Here is a 21,598-nt window from a genome sequence, read left to right as displayed (position 1 = left end):
GTTGAAGACATAAAAAGAAGCTAACATTGTACCGTTCTCCCAGATAGTCTTTTAGGGAGTTAGGAAGGGATAATGTTAGCTCTTTTTAAATGGTCTGTGAAGGTCGGTCTGATAATCGTTTGAGGAATGGAATACATAGTCGGAAACATATATTTGTGAGATGGAATTCTGATTTAATTTAGATTTTTTAGCAAAAATGTCGTATACTAATATTAGAACCTCTATTTATAAGTGATGTACTTTTATGGAAGAAATAGTTTTTTGAGGGACTACTGACTGTATTTTGAACAAAGGTTCTTAAGTAGGGAGTATGAGGGTAAAGATATGGAGAAAAGGGCGAACTCTATTCGCAGAAAACGATATGCGTCCTATCGGACAAAGATGCATTTGTTTTTTATTTGTGGCTTAGCGACTATTATCTTGGCGATTATTATTGTAAGCGAACACCTAGTTCCTAGGCTGAATCAGGTATCAGAATCAATGCACTCAGATAATTCTGTTCGCATCATGGCCCACGGAGATTTACTCTATCACTTGCCTATTCTTCGAGGAGCAGAACAGCCAGATGGAAGTTACGATTTTTCTGAGAATTTTACCTACGTAAAGCCCTGGATAGAACAGGCTGATTTCGCTATCGCAGACTTTGAAGGGACCATTTCCCCAGATGTCGAATTAGCAGGTTACCCACTTTTTAATGCGCCTGCCATTGTCGCCGACAATATCCATGATGCAGGCTACGATTTGGTGGATTTGGCCCATAATCATATTTTGGACTCACATCTTTCTGGATTGGTTTCCACTGTCAATACATTTAGAGATGCAGGTGTGGATACAGTCGGTGTCTACGCTGAAGGCAATCGGGCAACTGCACCACTCTACATTCGGGAAGTCAATGGTATCCGTATAGCTGTTTTAGCCTATGCTTACGGTTTCAATGGGATGGAGGCTTTGCTGAGTCAGGAGGAATATGATGCCTATTTATCGGATTTTGATAAAGAAAAGATGCAGGCAGAGATTGAGCGAGCTGAGAAAGAGGCAGATATTACCATCGTCATGCCTCAGACGGGTGTGGAATACCAGTTGGAGCCTACGGAGGAACAGACCAGTTTGTACCATCAAATGATTGATTGGGGAGCAGACATCGTTCTTGGTGGGCATCCGCATGTAGTCGAGCCCGCAGAGATTATTGAAAAAAATGGTCAGAGAAAATTGATTATCTATTCGATGGGGAATTTCCTGTCCAATCAGCGTATTGAAAGCGTGGATGATACACCAAATTCCCAATGGACCGAGCGGGGTGTCTTGATGGATATAAGGATTCAGAAAGAGAATGGGCAGACAAGTATTCGGACAGCCCAAGCGCATCCAACCTGGGTGAATCGTATCTCTCAGGGAACGTATTCACTAGATGGTTATGAGCGTTTTAGCTATCAGACCTATGTATTGGAAGACTGGGTCGCTGGTGGTCGATACTATGGACAATTGGATCTAGATACGCAGGCGCGTGTGGATACAGCCTATCAAGAAATGAAAGACTTTGTCAATTTGGTATGGTAAGGAGAGAGAAGATGACAGTTCGATTAATTGCAACAGACATGGATGGGACCTTTTTAGATGGCCAGGGGAGTTTTGATAGGGAGCGATTTTCACGGGTCTTGGATCAACTAGATCAGAAAAAGATTCCCTTTGTCATCGCGAGTGGCAATGGGATTGGGCGATTGCTACAATTATGCCAAGGATTTGAGCAACGACTGATTTTTGTAGCTGATAATGGTGCCCATGTGTATCAAAATGGCAAAACAATGATTCGACGTGCTATTCAGCAAGAAGAAGTCGAAGCAATACTGCATTTTTTCAAAGGACGTTGGGCGGATATATGTTTGATGTTGTCGAATGAAGAAAACATTTATATGCAGGCTGGGGCAGGTATGCCATTTGCAGGGACGGATTTGCCAATAGAACCAGCTCAAATGGCTGCCTTCCAAAATCGTGTGACCTATTTAGACGACCTCAGTGCCTATCCTAATTTAGAACCTATTTATAAGGTTGGTCTCTGGGTTCCTGAAGCGCGTGTAGAATCGATAACGGAAGAGTTTAACCAGGCTTTTCAAGGTCAGCTGGTTGCAGTAACTAGTGGCTATGGCTCCATTGATATCTTGCCGCAAGGGATTCATAAGGCGTGGGGCTTGGAACAGGTTTTGACCAGTTTGGATATCGAACCTGAACAGGTGATGGCCTTCGGTGATTCAGACAATGATATTGAGTTATTGTCCTATGTTGGGTATACCTATGCCATGGAAAATGCGACAGACAAGGTCAAGGCGGTTGCCAAATACATGGCTCCAAGCCATTTGGAAGCTGGTGTGCTTCAGGTCATTGAAGAATATATAGTCATTTAGTTTATCTTTGATTACTTCGACGAGCGAGGAAACGTCGTTTCCTTATTTCTAACTTCAAACACTCCACAGGAGTGATTTGAACTCGCTTTGCCGTACTCCAGTACAGCCTGCGACTTTTTGATGCGAACGTTGTTCGCTTTATTTCCAGCCTCCAAAGGTTCCCCGAACCTTTGAAGCTAGTACTAAAAGCAAACTAAACGACTATATTTTATAAGTATATAGAAAAAGCTAGCACTCTCCGTCCAGAGAATGCTAGCTTTTTTTAATTTCCAACGCTGGTGAACTTGGTCATACCATGGCGGAAGAGTTTGTAATTGATGGTAAATAGGACCAGGACAACTAGTGGCAGAGCCAGTCCCCACATAGACAGGTCTAGGAAGTAGAGAGCTGGGAAATAGGCTGTAAAAGCATAAGGGAAAACAAAAATCAGCAGGATTTGAATGATTTTTGGATAGATATTGAGTGGGTATTGAGCCATCTGATTGAGGGCGAAAATTCCCATAGTCAAAGGGAATGATTCTACAATCCAAAATGCTAGAGCAGTTGGACCGAGCTGAATAGCTGCATAGAGTAGGCCGATACAAATGGCAATAAAGATTAGTAGGGCTAGTTTTCCAAGACTCCATTCCATACCCAGTTCCTTGGAAGCTTGGGCTAGTGCAAGGGAACCGATGAGGGTTGTTCCGATTCCTTGTGGCTGGATTCGTTCACAGATAAGCTGAAAAAGAGGATTGACAGGCATGAGGAGGAGGCGTTCAAATTCGCCTTGTCGGATGTAGCGACTGCCAAACATCCAGAGATTGTCAAAGAAAATCAAGTGAATGGAGCGTCCGACGGTTGCTATTCCATAGATGAAAAGCATTTGACCGTAGTTGAAACCAGCGATTTCCTTGATATTTCCAAAGAGGATGTTGAGGAAAATCAGGTAGACAATTTGTTCAATCAAAGAGGAGAATAGCCCGATGAAGAAGTCCACCCGAAAGGACATCTGGGCCATCATGTAGACCTTGATGTTATATAGATAGAGGCTGATATATTTCTTCATGTTAACCTCCAAAAATGACAATACGACGCTTGGCTTGAGACCAAAGAGCGGCGATGAAGCAGGCTAGAATGGGTATCCATATAACTTGCAGTCCCAAAGCTCTTAGATCGCTTTCCTGTCCCAATAAAATGGAAACTGGAACGTTAACCGCATAATTATAGGGAAGGAGTTTCAAAAAGTTTTCCACAGCCTGTGGATAGAAGCTGAGTGGCAAAAGCGCCCCAGAAGCCAGATTGAAAAGCCCCATCCGTAGGAGCATCACTCCCCAGGCGTTGACTGTAAAAAATGCTAAGAAGCCAAAAGCCATATCTAGTAATTGAACGATAAACATCCCTAAAATCGAACTGACCAGAAAGAGCAAAATGGTCTGGCCGTCAGGCAGGTAGAAATCTTGATGAACAAGTAGAATACCGATAAATACGATGGCAAATTTTATCAGTTCCAAGAGTTTATTTCCAAGGTCTTTGAAAAAGAGGGCTAGGATAAAGGAATAGGGTCTGAGAAATTCCCCCGCAATGCTCCCTTTCAAAATGCTGTAGGACAAATCTTCTCCGAGTGAGAAAGAATTTAAACTGGCTAGGAGATTAGCAAAGATGATGTATGTAGTAAAGGTTTGGAGGGTAAAGCCATTGACTTCTGATTGAGTGAAGAAAATGGTTTTCCAGACATAGAGAGCTACCAAAATTTTCACTGCCAGTGAAACGAAAGTCGCTAGAAAGAAAGCCTTGTACTGCATGGCATTCATCATGGTCAGGCGGGTTATGTAGAGATATTTACGCATGGATACCCTCCTCATAAATTTGGCGGACCATGGTTTCAATTTCCAATTCCTTCATGGTGACATCTTCAATTGAATAATGATTGAAAACGTGCTCAATCACCTGGGCACTAGTCCAGACCTTGCTTTGGTAGTGGATTTCAAAGTGAAAATCATCTTTACGAACAAATTCCCAGCCTTCTAGCTGCAAGTCTTTTTCAATTGGTTTTTCTGTGGAGAAGAGAATGGTCTTGACTGTGGAAAAGCGTTCTTTGAGGACGGTCAGTGAGCCATCGTAGACCTTTTTGCCCTTATCAATGATAAAAATCCGCTCACAGAGGCTCTCGATGTCCTTCATATCGTGGGAAGTAATCAAAAAAGTAGTCTGGTATTCTTGATTCATATAGCGGATGAAGGAGCGAATGGTCTCCTTGACGCTGGCATCCAAACCAATGGTTGGCTCGTCCAAAAAGACAACAGCAGGCTGATGGATAAAGATAGCCGCAAATTCACAGCGAACCCGTTGGCCGAGTGACAGATTGCGGATTGGTTGCTTCATAATATCAGCCAAGTCCAACAGGTCAATCAAGACAGCCAATCGCTCTTTGAATACCTTATCTGGAACATCATAAATTTTTGCGTGAAGGATAAAAGATTCCTGGACAGGCAAGTTCCAATCCAAGTGAGATTTTTGTCCAAAGAGAACTCCGATTTGCTTATTGACTTCCTTGCGATGTTCTTGCGGATTGAGGCCGTTGATACGAACCTGTCCTTGGTCTGGGAAGAGGACTCCGGTAAGCATTTTGATGGTGGTGGATTTACCAGAACCGTTGGAGCCGATATAGCCGATGATTTCTCCTTTTCCTACCTGTAAGGAAATATCTTGAACAGCAGGAATTTTCTTTTTCTTGGGTTTGAAAAAGGCTTTTATCGAACCCTTGAGACCGACTTCCTTATCTATGATGGAATAGGTTTTTGATAGATGTTCAGCTTGAATCATATCATAATCTCCTGTTTGAAAACGTTTGCGTAAGATAAGGATATTATAACATATTCCCCAGAAAGTGGCGGTAAAAAGTCACATTTAAGGTAACATTTTTATTAGAAAATCGGTCATATATTGAGGAGATTCTTGCTTACCATTTTTAATCCATACCTGCATGATACCGAAGAAGGCATGTGAAAAATAGATGCTACTGTATTCTTTTTCCAGTTGTGATAAATTCTCTTTTCCTAAGCGCTCCGCTAAATCATTGGCAACAAGAAGTCGGACTTTATTGATAAGAAAATTTTGGATTTCTTGAGTTCCGTTATGGGTCAGTAGGGCAGAAAGCAATTTTTCACGATAGAGCAACTCGAAAATTTCTAAAAATGATGATTGGCGATTGCCATCATAGCGATCAAATATAGCCTCTAATTTGTGAAAAAGTCCTTGTTGGTAGGAGTCAATTAATTCGTACTTATCCTTATAGTGGGTATAAAAACTGGAACGACTGATACCAGCAGTCTGGGCTAGGTGTGTTGTTGTAATGTCATTAAAACCTTGTGATTCCAGACAGGTTACCATAGCTTCTAAAATAGCCTGTCGAGTTCGTTCTTTCCGATTATCTGTTCCCATTTTGCTCCTTTTAAACATTTTTAGACACATTGTCTAAAAAATGATTCTTATTACTTGATTTTGAAAATGATACTTGTATAATGTATTTTATCAGTTTTTGGACAGGATGTCTAAAGGAGTTTCTTATGTCGGAAAAAGTAAAGAATTTTTTCAAAAAACCAATGACCATGATCACCATTCTCGGTGTTGCCTGTGTCCCAGCCTTATATAACATTAGTTTCCTAACCTCTATGTGGGATCCTTACGGCCGACTAGACCAGTTGCCTGTAGCAGTTGTCAATCAAGACCAGTCGGCGAGCTTTCAAGATAAAACCCTCACCATTGGTGATGATATGGTGGATAATATGAAAGAGAGCAAGAGTCTGGATTTCCACTTTGTATCAGAAACGGATGCGGAAAAAGGTTTGGAAGAAGGGGACTATTATATGGTCATCACCCTACCAGAAGATTTATCAGAAAAAGCATCTAGTCTCTTGACGGATCAGCCTGAACCACTAACGATTTCTTACCAAACCTCTAAAGGTCACAGCTTTGTCGCTTCTAAGATGGGCGAATCAGCTATGGAGAAATTAAAGGCATCTGTTTCAGAGACGATTACCGAAACATACACAACTGCCGTTTTTGACAGTATGGGAGAGATTCAAAACGGCATGGTTGAGGCAGCAGATGGAAGTCAAAAATTGACAGATGGAGCTAGTCAATTAGAAACCGGAAGTCAGACTCTATCATCAGGCCTATCTACCTTATCTTCATCAGGCCAATCACTGGTGACAGGAGCAAACCAATTGGCCACCGGTCTTGTGTCTTATACAGATGGAGTCAATCAGGCTGCGACAGGCAGTCAAACACTGTCCAGCGGCTTAACAACCTACACAAATGGGGTAGCAAGTCTTGCTTCAGGTGCGGAGCAATTAAATGCCAATTCCTCTCAGCTCATCGCTGGGGTGGGACAATTGCAAACAGGAGCAAGTCAGGTCGAACAACTGGTAACAGGAGCCAATCAATTGCAGGCAGGCTTGGAGCAACTCGCTAGTTCAACTAGTTTGTCTGCTGAACAGTCTAGTCAAATACAGGCCTTATTGACAGGACTTCCTCAGTTGCAAGCAGCCATCAGTCAATTAAATGATAGCCTCTCAAGTATAGGAGGACTTGCAGTAGATACCTCTACTCTATCTAGCCTCTTGACAGAGATGGGGGCTCAAGCTCAAGGATTGTTGACTGCAGCCCAAGCTGATAAAACAGCCAGCATTGAAGCCTTGCAAGCAACGACTACCTATCAAAACTTGACAGCTGCTCAGCAAGCTGAATTGGTTGGAGCCCTCCAAAACTCGCCTTCGACAACAATGACAGCAGCCCAAACGATTTTGGGTCAATTGTCTCAATTCAGTCAAGCCTTATCTAGCCTACAAAGTCTTTCTGGCATGGCAAAACAAATGAGCCAGCTGCAATCAGCTGTCGGTCAGATCAACACGGCTGCCAATCAAGCATTGCCAGGGGCTACAACAGCCATTGAAAACCTATCAAGTGGCTTGAGTCAGGTCAACACCGCCTTGAACCAGCAAGTTCTACCAGGAACTCAAGCCTTGACGAGTGGTGTGAGTCAACTTCAAACGCAATTATCAAATGGAGCGAGTCAACTCATGTCAGGAGTAACAGCCTATACCGCAGGTGTTGCCCAATTAGCAACAGGTGGAGCTCAGTTGGTTGCGAATAATAGTAGCATCCAATCAGGAGGTGGCCAGTTAACATCAGGATTGGCAACCTTGGCATCCAACTCCAGTCAACTTGTCAGCGGTTCAGGACAACTGGCTTCTGGTAGTCAGCAATTAATTGCTGGTGCGGATCAATTAGCTAGTGGCGGTCAAACCTTGACAAGCGGTATTTCCAGTCTTCGTACAGGTAGTGAAACCCTAACAAATTCACTCAGCTCAGCCAGTCAACAACTATCAGTCATCTCTGTAGAAGACAAAAATGCACAAGCAGTTTCTCAGCCAGTCACCTTGGAACACAGTGATCAAGATGATGTGAAAACCAACGGTGTCGGAATGGCTCCTTACATGGTATCTGTCGCACTGATGGTTGCAGCCTTATCAGCGAATGTTATTTTTGTCAAACACATTGATAATCGCTCTTACAAGAATCGTTGGGACTGGGCCAAAGGGAAACTAATCCTCAATGGAACAATCGCTAGTCTAGCGGCACTGCTTCTGTACGGTGTTCTTCGCTTGATTGGAATCGAACCGGCTCATCCAATGGCAACCTTGGGATTAATCCTCTTAGCCTCTTGGACCTTCATGGCTCTCGTTACAGCCTTGGTGGGTTGGAACAATCGTTTCGGATCCTTCGCAAGTTTAATTCTCTTGTTACTACAGCTTGGATCAAGCGCAGGTACCTACCCAATCGAACTTAGCCCACGCTTTTTCCAAGTCATTCAGCCCTATCTTCCAATGACCTATTCTGTTTCAGGACTTCGTCAAACCATTTCAATGGTTGGAAATAGTAGTCATCAAGTTTGGATGCTGAGCCTCTTCTTAGTAGGCTTTATGGGATTAGGTCTCTTGATTTATAATCAAAAAGATGAATAATAATAAAACCAACTGCTCCATGTGAACAGTTGGTTTTTGGTTGATGTAGTTATTTTGGTGTTGGTGTTCGTAAATTAATGGTTGCGTTAGTTGAAGTAATGGTCAGGCTATTATTGCTCTCTTTTTTCTCCAAAGTTAAGGTTTGTTTATCCTCCTCTTTTTTGATTGATAATGTTTGATACTTATCTTTAGTGAAAATACCAACGTTTTCAGCTTGTTCGTTGAAGTAACTCATATCACCAACAGCTTGCTTTAGTTCTTCAAGGGTTTCATAGTGGTAGCCTAAGTGTTCCGCAAGTGTTTTGATGTCCAGCTGTGTACTGATATTCAGATTGATGTCTTGTAAGCTCTTATCTGTTAGGTTTATATTTGTAACAGATAGGCTGTATTCGGAAGGAGTGAGGACGTTTTTTCCTATGATAGTCAATTGATCTGCATTTAGTTCTTGGTAGTTTTTAATTGTAACATTTTCCAAACTGGTTTCGATTAAATTGACTGAAGCTTCATTTGCAGATATAGAGGTATTTCTGAGTGCAGAATTCACAGCTTCAAAGTAACCAGCTGTGATTTTACCGCTGTCAATTTGTGCATTATCAAGGAAGATACCAGCGGATAGGTCAACCTCTTGTATATGGGCATTCTCAATGGAAAAGCCTCCATAATTATATAAATAGGAACTATATCCTGTAAGCTTTTTCAGAGTCTTCCCTTTAGGCACTTCAACGGTGACGGAGAAGACATTGATACGACGTTGGGCCAACCTTTCTCCAAGATACTGCATGATTCCTTCGATAGCAAAAGATTCTTGTTGTGAAGAAAGGGTCAAAGTTCCCTCTTTTTCTGCTAGTTTTAAGGGGGATTGCATATTGTTGTCAGAATTAGCATAGGTCACATGGTAGTTGCTATCGCTAGACTCCTTGATATAGACGCTGTGGGGGATAAAGTCAATTTTAATAGTATTCAAATCTGTGAAGGTCTTATGGACTTCCGTCGGAGCAGCAACCTCTTCCAAGCGGGTTACGCCTCCTGTGAAAAATCCAATGCCAGCCAGAATTAAGCCTGCAATCAGGCTGACAAAGCCGATAATAATGGCGATGGTTAGTTTCTTTTTCATGCTCGTTTACCTCGTTTCAAGATCCATTTGAAGCAAGCCTTGACCAGTCGCCAAGACCAGTAGGCAAAAAATCCAGTCAAGATGTAGATGAGAATAGCTCCGCCAATCAAAGACAAACCTGAGCCAAACCCCATGAGGAAGATATTGAAACCTTCTGACATAAGGCTAAAGGCTTCCCAAATCAGATAGCCACCGCTGGTGAGAAGTCCGACACCCAGAACAAAGGCACCGACAATGAGGGCCAAGATGAGCGCCACCAATCCCAATAGACTAGCTAGGAGAATGAGCAAAAGTGGAATGGCGATAGGCAGGGAAATGACAGCTAGGATAGCCAACCAAAGCGTTCGTTTTGTTTGGCTAAAATTACGGAAGTAGCGACCGAGGAAAAAGGCGCCGAGGATAAGAGTCGCAAACAGAGGAATGACTCCGATAAACTCTCCCATGATAAAGAGTAGGAAGAAAGAGAAGAGACCTGTCATACTTAAGGCTCCCAGACCAACCCAGAGTTTCCAGTTGAGTTGAATAGGTTCTTGTTGATTCTTCTCCTCCTGGATTTGCTTGTTGAGCATGTTGTTAATGAGTTCGCTAGCAGCTTCTTTTGGTGAACCAAGTTCTTCTATAATTTCTGTTTCACGCTCTGGTCCAGCCTCGTCAAAATACTCATTAAAGAAGCTGATGGCTTCAAAGTATTCTTTGTGGGGCAGTTTTTTGAGATATTTTTCTAACTGCTCCATGTATTCAGTTCTTGTCATGGCGGACGCTCCCTTCTATGATGCCGTTTATCGTGTTTGTATAGGTATCCCAGTCATCTTTGAGTCGGACCAATTCTTCGTGACCTAACTGAGTTAGGCTATAATACTTTCGCATACGACCCTGATATTCTTGGGAATAAGTAGTCAAAAAGTCATTTTGCTCCAATCGTTTTAGGATGGGATAGAGGGCGGACTCCTTGATGTTGGCAATTAATTTAATGGTCTGACAGATTTCATAGCCATAAGAATCATCGGATTCCAAAATAGCCATGATGAGAAATTCTGTCAGCACTGCGGGGACTGGAAAATGCATAGGACGCTCCTTTCCTTTGTTGTTAGTTAGGTTCGGTTTTGATATATAGTGTTCGGTTGCATATATCAAATTTTGTTATATATTAAATATACACCTACAGAAATAAATTGTCAAGTGATTATGTGCAAAATAAATAAAATAGCTTAGGACAAATTTTTAAGGTGTAAACGTTTTATAGCCTTGAAAAATAATTTCAGAGTAGTAAACTTAATAACAGTACTAACATTAAGGGAATTTCTGGACTAAAAGAGAATGACCTCAGATGGATTAGTAGTATTTAAGGTGGTGTAAAGATGAAACTATATGTTCAGTTTATGATTATTCTGGTATTTTCATTTTTAGGGGAAGCTATTTCGACTATTTTTTATCTTCCTATTCCGGGAAGTATTATTGGCTTAATCCTCCTATTTTTAGCCCTAGAGTTCAAATTGATTCGTCTTCGCCATATTCATACGGTTGGGAATTTTTTGCTGGCTAACATGACCATTCTTTTTTTGCCTGCAGCAGTGGGCATTATGGAGAGATTTGATGCAATTAAAGATTATTTACTTCCTATTATCGTCGTCATTTTAGGCGCCATTTTTTTAAATATCTTAGTAATTGGTTTTGTTGTTCGATTTGTGAAGCAAAAGTTTGAAGGCGACTACATTGATACGGAGGGAATTCATGACTGAACTTTTTTCAAATCCTATTTTTGGTATTATGTTATCAATTGCAGCATATTTAATTGGAATGCTGATTTATCGGAGATTTCCTCATCCAATCACAACCCCACTGTTGGTAGCTACAGGATTGATTATTGTCTTTTTAAAAATGACAGGTATTTCCTATAAGGAATATTATGCAGGAGGGTCCTATCTAAATATGCTTATTGTGCCTTCAACAGTAGCTCTGGGTATTCCTTTGTATCGTTCTTTCCATCTAATGAAACATCACATTCGAAGTATTTTTTTGGGAATTTTTGTTGCCTGTATTGTCAATACTGTCTTTACTGCGCTAATTGCAAAATGGTTTGGGATGGATTTTTTTCTAGCAATCTCTCTTTTTCCAAAATCAGTCACCACTGCTATGGCTGTTGGTATTACTGATAAAATGCAAGGAATAGCAACTGTTACTCTTGTAGTCGTTGTTGCAACAGGAATTCTGACAAGTGTTCTTGGTCCAGTCTTTTTAAAGCTACTAAAAATTGAAGACCCAGTAGCTGTTGGTCTTGCTTTGGGAGGAACAGGACATGCCATTGGAACGGGTACAGCGATAAAATATGGACATACGCAAGGAGCGATGGCTGGCTTGGCTATTGGGATTACAGGCATCATGTATGTGGTGATTAGTCCAATAGTTGCGCAGATTATCTTACAATAAAAAACTACGATTGGAATTCCAACCGTAGTTTTTTTAGTCTACATAAAGTTTGGATTGATTATTCAACCAACTATAAAGAAGTCCGATAAAGAGACCGCCACCCACGTAGTTTCCTAATCCAGAAAAGAGGAAATTGCTTAGTACACTTAATAGAGTCATTCCCTCAACTGGTCCACCATTTGAGAAGAAGGCTAATGAGAAAAGAGAGAAGTTTGCGATGACGTGCTCATATCCCAAGAAAGCAAAGATAAAGATGATGAAAATAACGGAAATGAGACGCCCAGCGTCATCTTTGATGCGTAAGAAGGTAAATACGCCGATATTCACGACAATATTAGCAAAAATTCCTTCAATAAATTGAGTCAAAGGTGTCTTTGAAAGCTTGGCCACCGTTGCTTCAAATAGGTAGCTGTGAGCATCAATGTGCTGATAAGGCAGAGTCAGTGAGACCAAGTAACAAACAAGGACAGCACCGACAAAGTTGAAAAGGATACAGGTTGCCAACATCTTGAGGGCTGTTTTAGTAGGAATCGTTTTTCGATGGCTGGCTACTGTCATATACATCATGTTGGATGTTCCAAGTTCGGCATTCATATATAAAATCATGAGTAGCCCCCAACCAAACATCAACCCATAGCTAAATTTCCCGAGTCCTTCTGCGACATGGTTGAGTTTGTCTGCTGTATAAAGAGAAATGACAATCCCCAATCCTAAATAAAGACTGGCTAGTATTGATCGTACAGCGTAGGCAGAAAAACTGTGTTCAAACAAATCTGCTTTTTTCTTGATACTTTTTTCAAGTGTATACATTAATGTCTCTTGGTTAGCTCCCATCCTAATCTCCTTACTGAATCTACTACTTTTTCGAGTAAACGTTTTCTTTTTATCGAATGGCTTTACTTTGTTTATTATACTTGATAAAATGGTTGTTGTCCAAAAAAAATTCAACTTTTGAAAGGAAATATAAGAAAAATATGGATGTTACATGGACAGTGAAATATATCACTGAATTTTTAGCGACTGCACTCCTTATTATCATTGGTAATGGTACAGTTGCAAACGTTGATTTAAAAGGCACAAAAGGAAACAACTCTGGTTGGATTCTCATTGCGATTGGCTATGGTTTGGCAGTTATGATGCCAGCATTGATGTTTGGTAACGTTTCTGGTAACCATATCAACCCAGCCTTCACACTTGGTTTGGCTGTTTCAGGTCTCTTCCCTTGGGCTCACGTTGCTCAATACATTGTTGCCCAATTGTTAGGTGCAATGTTTGGTCAGTTAGTGGTTGTAGCAGTTTATAAACCTTACTTCTTGAAAACTGAAAATTCTAACCATATTCTTGGTTCATTCTCAACTATCAGTGCGCTTGATAACGGAACGAAAGAAAGTCGTAAAGCTGCGACAACTAATGGTTTCTTGAATGAGTTCGTTGGTTCATTTGTATTGTTCTTCGGTGCCCTTGCTTTGACCAAACATTTCTTTGGTTCAGAGTTGGTTGGTAAATTGATTGAACAGGGCTATGATAAAACAGTCGCTGAGACAATGACTGCTCCATATACTTCAGGTTCAATTGCAGTTGCTCACTTAGGCATTGGTTTTCTAGTTATGGCACTTGTTGCGGCTCTTGGTGGTCCAACAGGTCCTGGTCTTAACCCAGCGCGTGACCTTGGTCCACGTATCGTCCATGCCCTTCTTCCAAAATCTGTTCTTGGTGAAAACAAGGCTGATTCAAAATGGTGGTATGCTTGGGTTGGTGTATGTGCTCCAATTATCGCATCAATTGCCGCTGTTGCACTTTTCAAATTCTTGTATCTATAATATAGAGAACCCGTTTCGTCGGGTTTTTCTTTTTCTCTTGGTATATCCTATATAAAGTTGTCTGCTCTGCTATTTTCCTAAAAGTTATGCTACAATAAGGATAGAAAAATCGGAAAAGAGGCTAGAATATGTCAGATGTTATTGCTTTTGGCTATGGAAGCAGTCGAGCGGAGATGCAGCTCAAGCGACTCAATCGTCATGGAATCATCGCAGGTGCGACAGGTACAGGGAAGACCGTTACCTTAAAGGTCTTGGCAGAGCAGTTGAGTGATGCGGGAATCCCGGTCTTTCTATCGGACATAAAGGGTGATTTAAATAGTTTGGTTGCGGCCAATACCAAGGAGATTGATCCTAGTCGTCTAGAGAAGACTCATTATCTTGACTATAGCCCAGTCGGTTATCCAGTTGAGTTGTGGGATGTCTTGGGGGAAAATGGGACTCCTGTCCGCATGACTATTTCAGAGCTGGGTCCTGTCCTACTGACACGTTTGTTGGGCTTGAATGATACTCAGGAGTCCATCCTGAATATTGTTTTCAGCGTGGCAGACGAGCGTGGTCTTCTCTTGATTGATTTGATGGACCTGCGGGCTATGCTCAATTTTGTGGCTGAAAATGCGGCAGAGCTGAGCCAGTATTATGGAAATATTCCAGCTCGTTCGGTTGGAGCCATCTTGCGTAGTCTGGTTGTTTTGGAGCAACAAGGTGGTAAGATTTTCTTCGGTGAGCCAAGCCTTGATATTGCTGATTTGATGCGTACAGCAGAAGATGGTCGTGGGGTAATCAATGTTCTCCAAGCTACTGAGCTATTCAATCAACCAACTCTTTATTCGACAGTCCTGCTTAGCCTCTTATCAGAACTCTATGAAGTCTTGCCTGAGGTGGGCGATTTGGACAAGCCTAAGATGGTCTTCTTCTTTGACGAGGCTCATGTTCTCTTCAAAGATGCACCGAAAGTTCTTCTTGAAAAGATTGAATTGATTGTCCGTTTGATTCGTTCAAAAGGGGTAGGTGTCTTCTTTGTAACGCAGAATCCGACGGATATTCCTGATAGCGTGGCAGCCCAGTTGGGCAACCGCATCCAACATGGTCTTCGCGCCTTTACACCAAAAGAGCTTAAGACAGTTGCAACTGTTGCTGAAACCTTCCGGCAAGAAGGTGGGGAGGATTTGGCTAAGGTCATTCAGGAATTGCAGGTAGGTGAAGCAGTTGTGTCTACTCTGCAAGCAGACGGGACACCAAGCTTTGCGGATCGAGTATTGATTTATCCTCCAAAGAGTATGCTGGGAACGGTGGAGCCAAGTGCCTTCTTGTCAGTTATCAATAATTCTCCTTTGATGGAAAAATATGCTGACGCGGTCAACCGTGAATCTGCCCATGAGCAGATTTTAGCCATGACAGAGGCTAAAGAAGCTGAACTCATCAAAAAAGCAGAGCAGGCCGAGGCGGAAAAACAGGCAGAAAAAGAAGCTAAGGTAGCCGCAAAAATGGACGAGAAAGCCCAGAAAGAAGCGGCTAAGGTGACTCAAAAAGCCAGTCAGCCAGCCAGTCGCAAAACAGATTCCATGATGGATCGCTTTACCAAGAACCTGATGAGTCAGGTCGGACGGGAAGTTGGGCGCGTGGTAACTCGTGGCATTATGGGCATGTTAAAAGGGAAATAAACGACTAGACTGGGAAGGAAACTTCTCAGTTTTTTTATCTAGACAAAGTTCTTGCCAGATGCCACAAAATTCGTTAAAATAAACACAAATCACTAGTTAGTAAGGAGTTGCCATGACTGATCAATTGCAGGCATTATTGAAAGACTATCAGCCCCAGCCATTGGGTGAAAAACGTTCTTATGCAGTTTTCTTGCCTCTAGTATGGTCAGACAATCAGTGGCAGGTCTTATATGAGATTCGGAGCGAGGCCATTTCTCAACCGGGAGAAGTTTCCTTTCCAGGTGGCGGAATTGATGAAGGCGAGACAGCAGAAGAAGCTGCCATTCGTGAGGTTATCGAAGAACTTGACATTCAACAGGAACAAATTGAGTTGCTGGGGGAAATCGATTATCTCGTTTTCGGTCGCTCGACGATCCGCTGTTTTGTCGGTCGACTTCACTTGGACTGGCAGACCCTTCAACCCAATGACGAAGTAGCTCGATTCTTTACAGTTCCACTAGAAACCTTGCTGAAAACGGCCCCTGTCTATTATCAACTGGATTCACAGATTGTCCCAGATTGTGACTTTCCCTTTGAACGTTTGAGAGGTGGGGTTGACTATCCTTTCAGTCATCATAAACGATCCGTTCCATTTTATGAAAACCTACCAGAAAATATCTGGGGAATGACCGCCCAATTTACCCATCGGTTTACGGAAATAGTGAAAAGTAATCTATCGTGAAATGATAGGTTATTTTTTTGAGGAAAAACTAGCCTTTGCGATATGTATCAGCGAAAAAAATGAAGACAAAGCTCAATGTGAGCAACGTACAGAAAAACACAAAAAAAACAGATGCATGGCAGATAAAAGATAGCTATGGCTGGTATACTTGGTACGGTCCATATTTTGAAGTACCATCATTTATCCAGAAATGCGACAATATTCATGTAAACTCATTCAGTAGATTGTTTTCATTTCCAGTAGGTGAGTGGGAAAATGTATAAATCTATATTTTAAGAAGGAGCCAATTATGAGCAAGCAGAAAGTTGTGTCCAGTTTATTATTAAGCACAGTCGTATTAGGGGGATTAGCCTTTTATTCAACGACAACGGTTAAAGCAGAATCGCTAGAACCAGATGTTACATCAGTTAGTTCAGGTGATGTTGTTGAGAAACCGGTAGTATCAACTGAAGAGGAAAGCGACTTTTTAGCTGAAGAAGAGCTTGAAGAGAGCGATGCTCCAGTAGAAACTCTAAATGAAGAAATCAAAGATGTTACAGAGCCTGGAGCACTTCTCCAACCTCGTGCGATGATGAGTAATTCTGGTAGTAATGACACGGAAGAAATTCCGGTAGATGATTCTGTTTCTGTTTCAGAAAAAATAGTTAAGACACCACTAATTCAATCATCAAATGTGGATTCTAAAGCAGCTGATGATCAGGCTAGAATTAGGGCTTCAGTGTCTGTAGAACCGTTGAAGGTTGAACAAAATAAGCTTGAATGGCAAGTAACTTTTGACACAAGGGCATGGTCTTTTAATGAATCTCCTGGAGGTCTCTATTTTGTTCTTCCAAAAGGATTGAAATTAACCAGTATAAAGGATAGCACTAACACTGAATTATTTGAGCGATTTCCTGAAAATGTTGAAAGTTCTAAAAATATTTCTGGGGCCGCCTATCGTTTCTTTAGTGCAGAAAGAAATAATTTCGAAGACAGAGGATTTGATGATCAGTGGGGGTGGTCAGTAAGGCAAGCATCAAGCAAGGAGGTTGAAGAATGGAAATCTAAAGGCCTTATGTCTAAAATATACTTCATAGACAATGTACGGTCCACGGATTCTCAAACCTATCGCTTAATCGCTGAAAGAGAGAACTCAGAACAAATGTCATTCCCTGTTGCTGCAGTAATGAAGACATTTGGGTATACAAATTGGAGTAGAGTACAGGTTACTTCACTAGGCGCACGTGAGATTACCCTTGAGAAAGAAAAACCTCTACCACCTAAAGAGACTCCAGCGCCATCAGCACCGGAGGAGCAACCAAAAGAAACTCCAGCGCCAGAAGTTCCGTCAACTCCTGAAAAGAAACCGGAATCTCCAAAGGAAGACTCAAAACCAGACGCTCCACAAGATCCATCGACTCCTGAAGAAAAACCACAAGTACCGGAAGAGCCAAAACAAGAGCCAGACGCTCCAAGTCCAGAAGTTCCAACACCAAAAGAAGAGCCGGCTCCAACTCCAAAAGAGGAAGACACTCCAGCACCGAAAGGTGACGCGGAAGCACCTAAAGATGAGAAAGAGGTTCCAGCTCCAGTTCCAACACCGGACGTAGAGCCAGCCCCAACACCAAAAGAGGAAGACGCTCCAACTCCAGTACCAGACACTCCGGTACCAGCACCGGCACCGAAAGAGGAAACACAGGAGCCGAAAACAGAAGAGAAGACTCCGGAAACGAAAAAAGAAACACCAGCCCCAGTTCCAACACCGGAAGTGGAAGCACCAAAAGCTGAGGAGGAAACCCCAGCCCCAGCTCCAATACCAGAAGTACCACAGGTACCAGACGCTCCAAAAGATGAGCCGCAAGTTCCATCAATCCCAGAGGAGCAACCAAAAGAGACTCCAGCGCCAGAAGAACCTAAGAAGGAAGATACTCCGCAAACACCACAAGCGCCATCAACTCCTAAAGAGGAAGCACCGAAGGAAGAAGTTCCAACACCACCGGCTCCATCAGTACCAGAAGAGCAACCAAAAGAAACTCCAACACCAGAAGTTCCAAAACAAGAAGATGTTCAACCGGAAGCACCAAAATCTGATGAAGTAGAATCTGACAAACAAATGCCAGAAACTAAGCAACCAGATATGAAGCAACCGAAGGCAGACGACATGCCTAAGGAACAAAAGCCGAAAGCCGACGAGCCAAAGGCAGAGCAACCACAAATGGACAAACCACAAATGGAAGCTCCTAAGAAAGATTCGGAAGCGCCAAAATCTGATAAAGTAGAAACTGACAAGCAATTGCCAGAAACTAAGCAACCAGATATGAAGCAACCGAAGGCAGACGACATGCCTAAGGAACAAAAACCGAAAGCTGACGAGCCAAAGGCAGAGCAACCACAAATGGAAGCTCCTAAGAAAGATTCGGAAGCACCAAAATCTGATAAAGTAGAATCTGACAAACCAATGCCAGAAACTAAACAACCAGATATGAAGCAACCGAAGGCAGATAAACCAGAAGCAGAGAAAGCTCAAATGCCACGAACAGAAGGTATGAAGCCTGAATCCAAGGCTTCAATGATGCCAAAAGCCGAGGCACCAAAAGCAACTTTGCCAAATACAGGCGAAGCAAGTAGCGCAATAGGCTGGCTAGGTGGTGCTTTAGCCACTCTTGCCACAGGCTTGTATCTATTCAAAAACAAAAAAGAAGAATAGTCATTATTGAATAAGATATAAGAACTTCCCTCTTCTAAGTTCATAAAAGACTCCAGATCATCGCTGTAGAAGCCTTGGTTTGGAGTCTTTTTGTTAAATATTCTTAGAAAATAACAAAATAGATAAATATTAGATACCCTCTAGAAAAAATTTAGTTTAGGATGTTATACTAACGCTAAAACAATAATATCAATTTTTGAAAATACTAGATTGGAAGAAAAATCTAATCGCCATATTTTAGAACCTGTACTCACAAGTAAAGGGCTTTTATGTAAGAGATAGTTTTTTGCTAGTCAAGTTAATTTTTTGAGGGAATACTGGCTGTATTTTGAAAAAACGAACGATGAGTAGCTTTAAAAAAGCCTTAGATGGGAGTGCTAAACTGTAAATGCATGTTCTTAGTCTATTGGTGAAAAATTGAAGTAAATAGAGTAAAGGAGCACATTATGAGCAAACAAAAAGTTGTGACAAATCTATTGCTTAGTACAGCTGTACTAGGTGGTTTTCTAATATGTCACGTACCATCTGTAAGCGCAGAAACAGGCAATCTTCAAGAAATACCTATTGAATCTGCTACGGTTAGCTCAGAAAATCAAACTGCGACCGCAGTCGATGGAATTTCACCTACGGATAACCAATTACCTACGTCAGAAGAGGGTGATAAACAGGCTCCAGAAGAAAAACTAGTTTCTAGCGATTCTACGAGAGAAGAAAGTGCTACGCAGGTAGCGACAGATCCGGATACACCATCTCAATCATTAAATGTGTCAGAGGCGGAAAATTCAACGGCAGATTCAAATATTCAACAAGCCGAAGAGAAACTGATTCAAGAATCGAATTATCATAGATTTGACACTCATCAAGGTGAACAGATTAGGAATGCAGTATCTATAGAAAAAATATCGGCAGATAATGACAAGATTAAGTGGAGAGTAACTTTTGATAGAAAAAATTGGACCTTTGGTGGAGAGGGGAGTGGCTATTACTTTATTCTTCCAAAAGGCTTACAATTAACCAATATTATTGATAGCCAGTCTAGAGAAGATATTTTCAATAAGTTTCCTAAGGATGTCAATGATGAGGCAAATTCTGGTGGGCAGCCGTATCGCTTTTTTAGTAGAGAAAAAAATGCTAATAATGATGAGCGTAGTTTTGAAAGTCAGTGGGGTTGGTCTGTTGGACGTGTAGGAGGAGAGCTAGAAAAATGGAAGGAAGAAAGTTCCAGCATCTATTTTCTACAAGTACAGCGAGATTCCGTTGCTAAAGAAAAAGCGACATATGAACTGACGGCACAGGTGAAAAATCAAGAAATGCAGACTTTCCCGGTTTTAGCTGTGGTGAAGAATTTTAAAGAGCGAATATTTTTCTCCAGAGATGAGATTACTTCTGCTGCTGGTTTGAGATTAAAGGTATCGGAAAGTGCTAAGCCGAATAATGAAGGGATTACTATTATCGGATCTGTCCTAGGACCTGATTCATCTCCAGAAAGCGACAGGACTCCTGAACCGCGGGGAGATAGGACTCCGGATATAGATGTACCAAAGGCAGATGTTCCAAAAGTTGAGCAGCCAAAACCGAAGGTCCCTGAAGTTCACCTTCCTGCTCCTAAGGCTCCGGAAACTGTGCCACCAAAAGTAATGCCTCCGACACCGAAGGTTCCAGACGTTAAGACGCCAAAAGTTGAGTACCCTGATACAGATGCTCCTGAGATTGAGTCACCAAAAGCTCCTGAAACTGAACGACCAGAAGTATTACCACCGACGCCCAAAGTTCCAGAGGTTGAGCCACCGAAAGTAACTCCACCGACCTCAAAAGTTCTAGAAGCTGAGCCACCGAAAGTTGAGCAGCCAAAACCGAAGGTTCCAGAAGTTCACCTTCCTGCTCCTAAGTCTCCGGAAACTGAGTCACCAAAAGCAACGCCCCCAGCCCCCAAAGTTCCAGATGTTAAGACGCCAAAAGAGGCGCCCCTGTCACCAAAAACTCCGGGCGTTGAGGTTCCGAAAGTCATGCTTCCGACACCAAAAGCCCCAGAAGCTGAGAGTCCGAAAGTCATGCTTCCGACGCCGAAATCTCCGGAAGTTGCGCACCCAGATGTTGAGAAATCCACCGGAATCCAACCAGAAAAGGGTCAACCTGAGGTTAATAAACCCAATATTATCCATCCGGAGGTGTTTCAATCCGAAGTTAAGAAAACGGAATCTGGATTTTCACCGGCTCCAAAGGTAGGAATACAAAAAGAGACTTTACCAAATACGGGTGAAACGAGTAACACCCTAGTATGGCTAGGTGGTGCTCTAGCTACCCTTGCATCAAGTTTGTATCTTTTCAAACAACACAGGCAAAGAGAAGAGGAATGATTTTACGCTAATACTAAAGTTTCTGGAACGTCAATAAGGCTTATCTACCATGGACTAAGAAAATTTAGAACAGTTGTAAATAGAAAACGTTCCAAAATATGAACTGCACCCCAAAAGTTAGAGGTGAAATCTAATTTTTGAGGTGCTTTTCTTGTAAGGTCAAGACACAAAGACAAGGTTGAAATTTATCGCTTGCAATGATATGAAGGAGTTGGTTTTATATTTTGTTTTATCAATACTAGTTTGAATGTTATCCGAGAATTTGTAGGACATTCTGAGGATAGTAAGGAGATAGAGAAAATTTATCTTCATGTAATGCAGAAAGGAAAACATAAGATTGAACAGGCTATGCTAGATTTAGCAGAAATAATTATTTGATATATTTTAATCAGTTAAAATTCAGTTATT

At 41.8% G+C, this 21,598-nt stretch carries 18 protein-coding genes; 10 read left to right on the top strand and 8 right to left on the bottom strand.

The features are described from left to right. Positions 1–324: 324 nt before the first annotated feature. Positions 325–1,557 (top strand): CapA family protein, encoded by a 1,233-nt coding sequence (locus K5Q29_RS04250; protein WP_105139365.1) that lies wholly within the window; start codon positions 325–327, stop codon positions 1,555–1,557. An 11-nt stretch (positions 1,558–1,568) separates the two neighbouring features. Continuing rightward, complete coding sequence (locus K5Q29_RS04245) at positions 1,569–2,399, top strand: Cof-type HAD-IIB family hydrolase (RefSeq protein WP_105139364.1); 831 nt, start codon at positions 1,569–1,571, stop codon at positions 2,397–2,399. Between the two features lie 262 nt (positions 2,400–2,661). Here K5Q29_RS04245 and K5Q29_RS04240 read toward each other — a convergent pair whose 3' ends face one another. The 4 genes from K5Q29_RS04240 to K5Q29_RS04225 form a co-directional block, all read right to left on the bottom strand. Next, positions 2,662–3,444: an ABC transporter permease gene (locus K5Q29_RS04240; RefSeq protein WP_024384750.1), complete on the bottom strand. Its 783-nt coding sequence runs from the start codon at positions 3,442–3,444 to the stop codon at positions 2,662–2,664. A 1-nt stretch (position 3,445) separates the two neighbouring features. After that, positions 3,446–4,225, bottom strand: coding sequence for an ABC-2 family transporter protein (locus K5Q29_RS04235; protein WP_044764156.1), 780 nt, complete (start codon positions 4,223–4,225; stop codon positions 3,446–3,448). Next, positions 4,218–5,201, bottom strand: a complete 984-nt coding sequence (locus K5Q29_RS04230; protein ID WP_105139363.1) for an ATP-binding cassette domain-containing protein — start codon at positions 5,199–5,201, stop codon at positions 4,218–4,220. Before K5Q29_RS04230 ends, K5Q29_RS04235 begins: the two co-directional genes overlap by 8 nt. A gap of 84 nt (positions 5,202–5,285) precedes the next feature. Next, positions 5,286–5,819, bottom strand: a complete 534-nt coding sequence (locus K5Q29_RS04225) for a TetR/AcrR family transcriptional regulator (protein WP_015646379.1) — start codon at positions 5,817–5,819, stop codon at positions 5,286–5,288. A gap of 125 nt (positions 5,820–5,944) precedes the next feature. Here K5Q29_RS04225 and K5Q29_RS04220 point away from each other — a divergent pair, with 125 nt between their 5' ends. After that, entirely contained in the window at positions 5,945–8,404 is a 2,460-nt protein-coding gene (locus K5Q29_RS04220) for a YhgE/Pip domain-containing protein (protein WP_105139362.1), read from the top strand. 49 nt (positions 8,405–8,453) lie between these two features. Here K5Q29_RS04220 and K5Q29_RS04215 read toward each other — a convergent pair whose 3' ends face one another. Genes K5Q29_RS04215 through K5Q29_RS04205 form a run of 3 tightly spaced genes read right to left on the bottom strand, consistent with a single transcriptional unit; the run spans position 8,454 to position 10,583 of the window. Then, positions 8,454–9,518, bottom strand: coding sequence for a DUF4097 family beta strand repeat-containing protein (locus K5Q29_RS04215; RefSeq protein WP_205032589.1), 1,065 nt, complete (start codon positions 9,516–9,518; stop codon positions 8,454–8,456). Beyond that, a complete protein-coding gene (locus tag K5Q29_RS04210; RefSeq protein ID WP_023369232.1) occupies positions 9,515–10,270 on the bottom strand; it encodes a DUF1700 domain-containing protein in 756 nt (251 codons plus the stop codon). The genes K5Q29_RS04215 and K5Q29_RS04210 overlap by 4 nt, the downstream gene beginning before the upstream one ends. Beyond that, positions 10,257–10,583, bottom strand: coding sequence for a PadR family transcriptional regulator (locus K5Q29_RS04205; protein ID WP_002937550.1), 327 nt, complete (start codon positions 10,581–10,583; stop codon positions 10,257–10,259). Before K5Q29_RS04205 ends, K5Q29_RS04210 begins: the two co-directional genes overlap by 14 nt. 293 nt (positions 10,584–10,876) lie before the next feature. Here K5Q29_RS04205 and K5Q29_RS04200 point away from each other — a divergent pair, with 293 nt between their 5' ends. Next, positions 10,877–11,257 carry a CidA/LrgA family protein gene (locus K5Q29_RS04200; RefSeq protein ID WP_044681538.1) on the top strand — a complete coding sequence of 127 codons (381 nt, stop codon included), beginning with the start codon at positions 10,877–10,879 and terminating at the stop codon, positions 11,255–11,257. After that, positions 11,250–11,945 (top strand): LrgB family protein, encoded by a 696-nt coding sequence (locus K5Q29_RS04195; RefSeq protein WP_023369236.1) that lies wholly within the window; start codon positions 11,250–11,252, stop codon positions 11,943–11,945. Before K5Q29_RS04200 ends, K5Q29_RS04195 begins: the two co-directional genes overlap by 8 nt. Before the next feature lie 33 nt (positions 11,946–11,978). On the opposite strand, the gene K5Q29_RS04190 is transcribed toward K5Q29_RS04195, so the two are convergent. Further along, entirely contained in the window at positions 11,979–12,779 is an 801-nt protein-coding gene (locus tag K5Q29_RS04190; RefSeq protein WP_105139359.1) for a formate/nitrite transporter family protein, read from the bottom strand. Between the two features lie 140 nt (positions 12,780–12,919). Between K5Q29_RS04190 and gla the strand changes: the two genes are divergently transcribed. From gla to K5Q29_RS10685, 5 genes are all read left to right on the top strand, one after another. Next, positions 12,920–13,765, top strand: coding sequence for an aquaglyceroporin Gla (gene gla, locus K5Q29_RS04185; protein ID WP_002937554.1), 846 nt, complete (start codon positions 12,920–12,922; stop codon positions 13,763–13,765). A 128-nt stretch (positions 13,766–13,893) separates the two neighbouring features. Further along, entirely contained in the window at positions 13,894–15,426 is a 1,533-nt protein-coding gene (locus K5Q29_RS04180; protein WP_105139358.1) for a helicase HerA-like domain-containing protein, read from the top strand. Between the two features lie 112 nt (positions 15,427–15,538). Then, a complete protein-coding gene (locus tag K5Q29_RS04175) occupies positions 15,539–16,147 on the top strand; it encodes a CoA pyrophosphatase (protein WP_105139357.1) in 609 nt (202 codons plus the stop codon). Between the two features lie 289 nt (positions 16,148–16,436). Beyond that, entirely contained in the window at positions 16,437–18,833 is a 2,397-nt protein-coding gene (locus tag K5Q29_RS04170) for an LPXTG cell wall anchor domain-containing protein (RefSeq protein WP_105139356.1), read from the top strand. Between the two features lie 446 nt (positions 18,834–19,279). After that, a complete protein-coding gene (locus tag K5Q29_RS10685) occupies positions 19,280–21,190 on the top strand; it encodes an LPXTG cell wall anchor domain-containing protein (RefSeq protein WP_260619123.1) in 1,911 nt (636 codons plus the stop codon). Positions 21,191–21,598: the final 408 nt, after the last annotated feature.

It is taken from the genome of Streptococcus sp. 2018037, from assembly GCF_019754195.1.
GTDB classification, from domain to species: domain Bacteria; phylum Bacillota; class Bacilli; order Lactobacillales; family Streptococcaceae; genus Streptococcus; species Streptococcus hashimotonensis.
The sequence above is the reverse complement of the archived record's forward strand: the minus strand, read 5'-3'. Positions and strand labels throughout refer to the sequence as shown.

Bases quoted from the DNA above. Each gene is read 5' to 3' on its own strand.
- K5Q29_RS04250 (WP_105139365.1), top strand. From the start codon at position 325: ATGGAGAAAAGGGCGAACTCTATTCGCAGAAAACGATATGCGTCCTAT.
- K5Q29_RS04245 (WP_105139364.1), top strand. From the start codon at position 1,569: ATGACAGTTCGATTAATTGCAACAGACATGGATGGGACCTTTTTAGAT.
- K5Q29_RS04240 (WP_024384750.1), bottom strand. From the start codon at position 3,444: ATGAAGAAATATATCAGCCTCTATCTATATAACATCAAGGTCTACATG.
- K5Q29_RS04235 (WP_044764156.1), bottom strand. From the start codon at position 4,225: ATGCGTAAATATCTCTACATAACCCGCCTGACCATGATGAATGCCATG.
- K5Q29_RS04230 (WP_105139363.1), bottom strand. From the start codon at position 5,201: ATGATTCAAGCTGAACATCTATCAAAAACCTATTCCATCATAGATAAG.
- K5Q29_RS04225 (WP_015646379.1), bottom strand. From the start codon at position 5,819: ATGGGAACAGATAATCGGAAAGAACGAACTCGACAGGCTATTTTAGAA.
- K5Q29_RS04220 (WP_105139362.1), top strand. From the start codon at position 5,945: ATGTCGGAAAAAGTAAAGAATTTTTTCAAAAAACCAATGACCATGATC.
- K5Q29_RS04215 (WP_205032589.1), bottom strand. From the start codon at position 9,518: ATGAAAAAGAAACTAACCATCGCCATTATTATCGGCTTTGTCAGCCTG.
- K5Q29_RS04210 (WP_023369232.1), bottom strand. From the start codon at position 10,270: ATGACAAGAACTGAATACATGGAGCAGTTAGAAAAATATCTCAAAAAA.
- K5Q29_RS04205 (WP_002937550.1), bottom strand. From the start codon at position 10,583: ATGCATTTTCCAGTCCCCGCAGTGCTGACAGAATTTCTCATCATGGCT.
- K5Q29_RS04200 (WP_044681538.1), top strand. From the start codon at position 10,877: ATGAAACTATATGTTCAGTTTATGATTATTCTGGTATTTTCATTTTTA.
- K5Q29_RS04195 (WP_023369236.1), top strand. From the start codon at position 11,250: ATGACTGAACTTTTTTCAAATCCTATTTTTGGTATTATGTTATCAATT.
- K5Q29_RS04190 (WP_105139359.1), bottom strand. From the start codon at position 12,779: ATGGGAGCTAACCAAGAGACATTAATGTATACACTTGAAAAAAGTATC.
- gla (WP_002937554.1), top strand. From the start codon at position 12,920: ATGGATGTTACATGGACAGTGAAATATATCACTGAATTTTTAGCGACT.
- K5Q29_RS04180 (WP_105139358.1), top strand. From the start codon at position 13,894: ATGTCAGATGTTATTGCTTTTGGCTATGGAAGCAGTCGAGCGGAGATG.
- K5Q29_RS04175 (WP_105139357.1), top strand. From the start codon at position 15,539: ATGACTGATCAATTGCAGGCATTATTGAAAGACTATCAGCCCCAGCCA.
- K5Q29_RS04170 (WP_105139356.1), top strand. From the start codon at position 16,437: ATGAGCAAGCAGAAAGTTGTGTCCAGTTTATTATTAAGCACAGTCGTA.
- K5Q29_RS10685 (WP_260619123.1), top strand. From the start codon at position 19,280: ATGAGCAAACAAAAAGTTGTGACAAATCTATTGCTTAGTACAGCTGTA.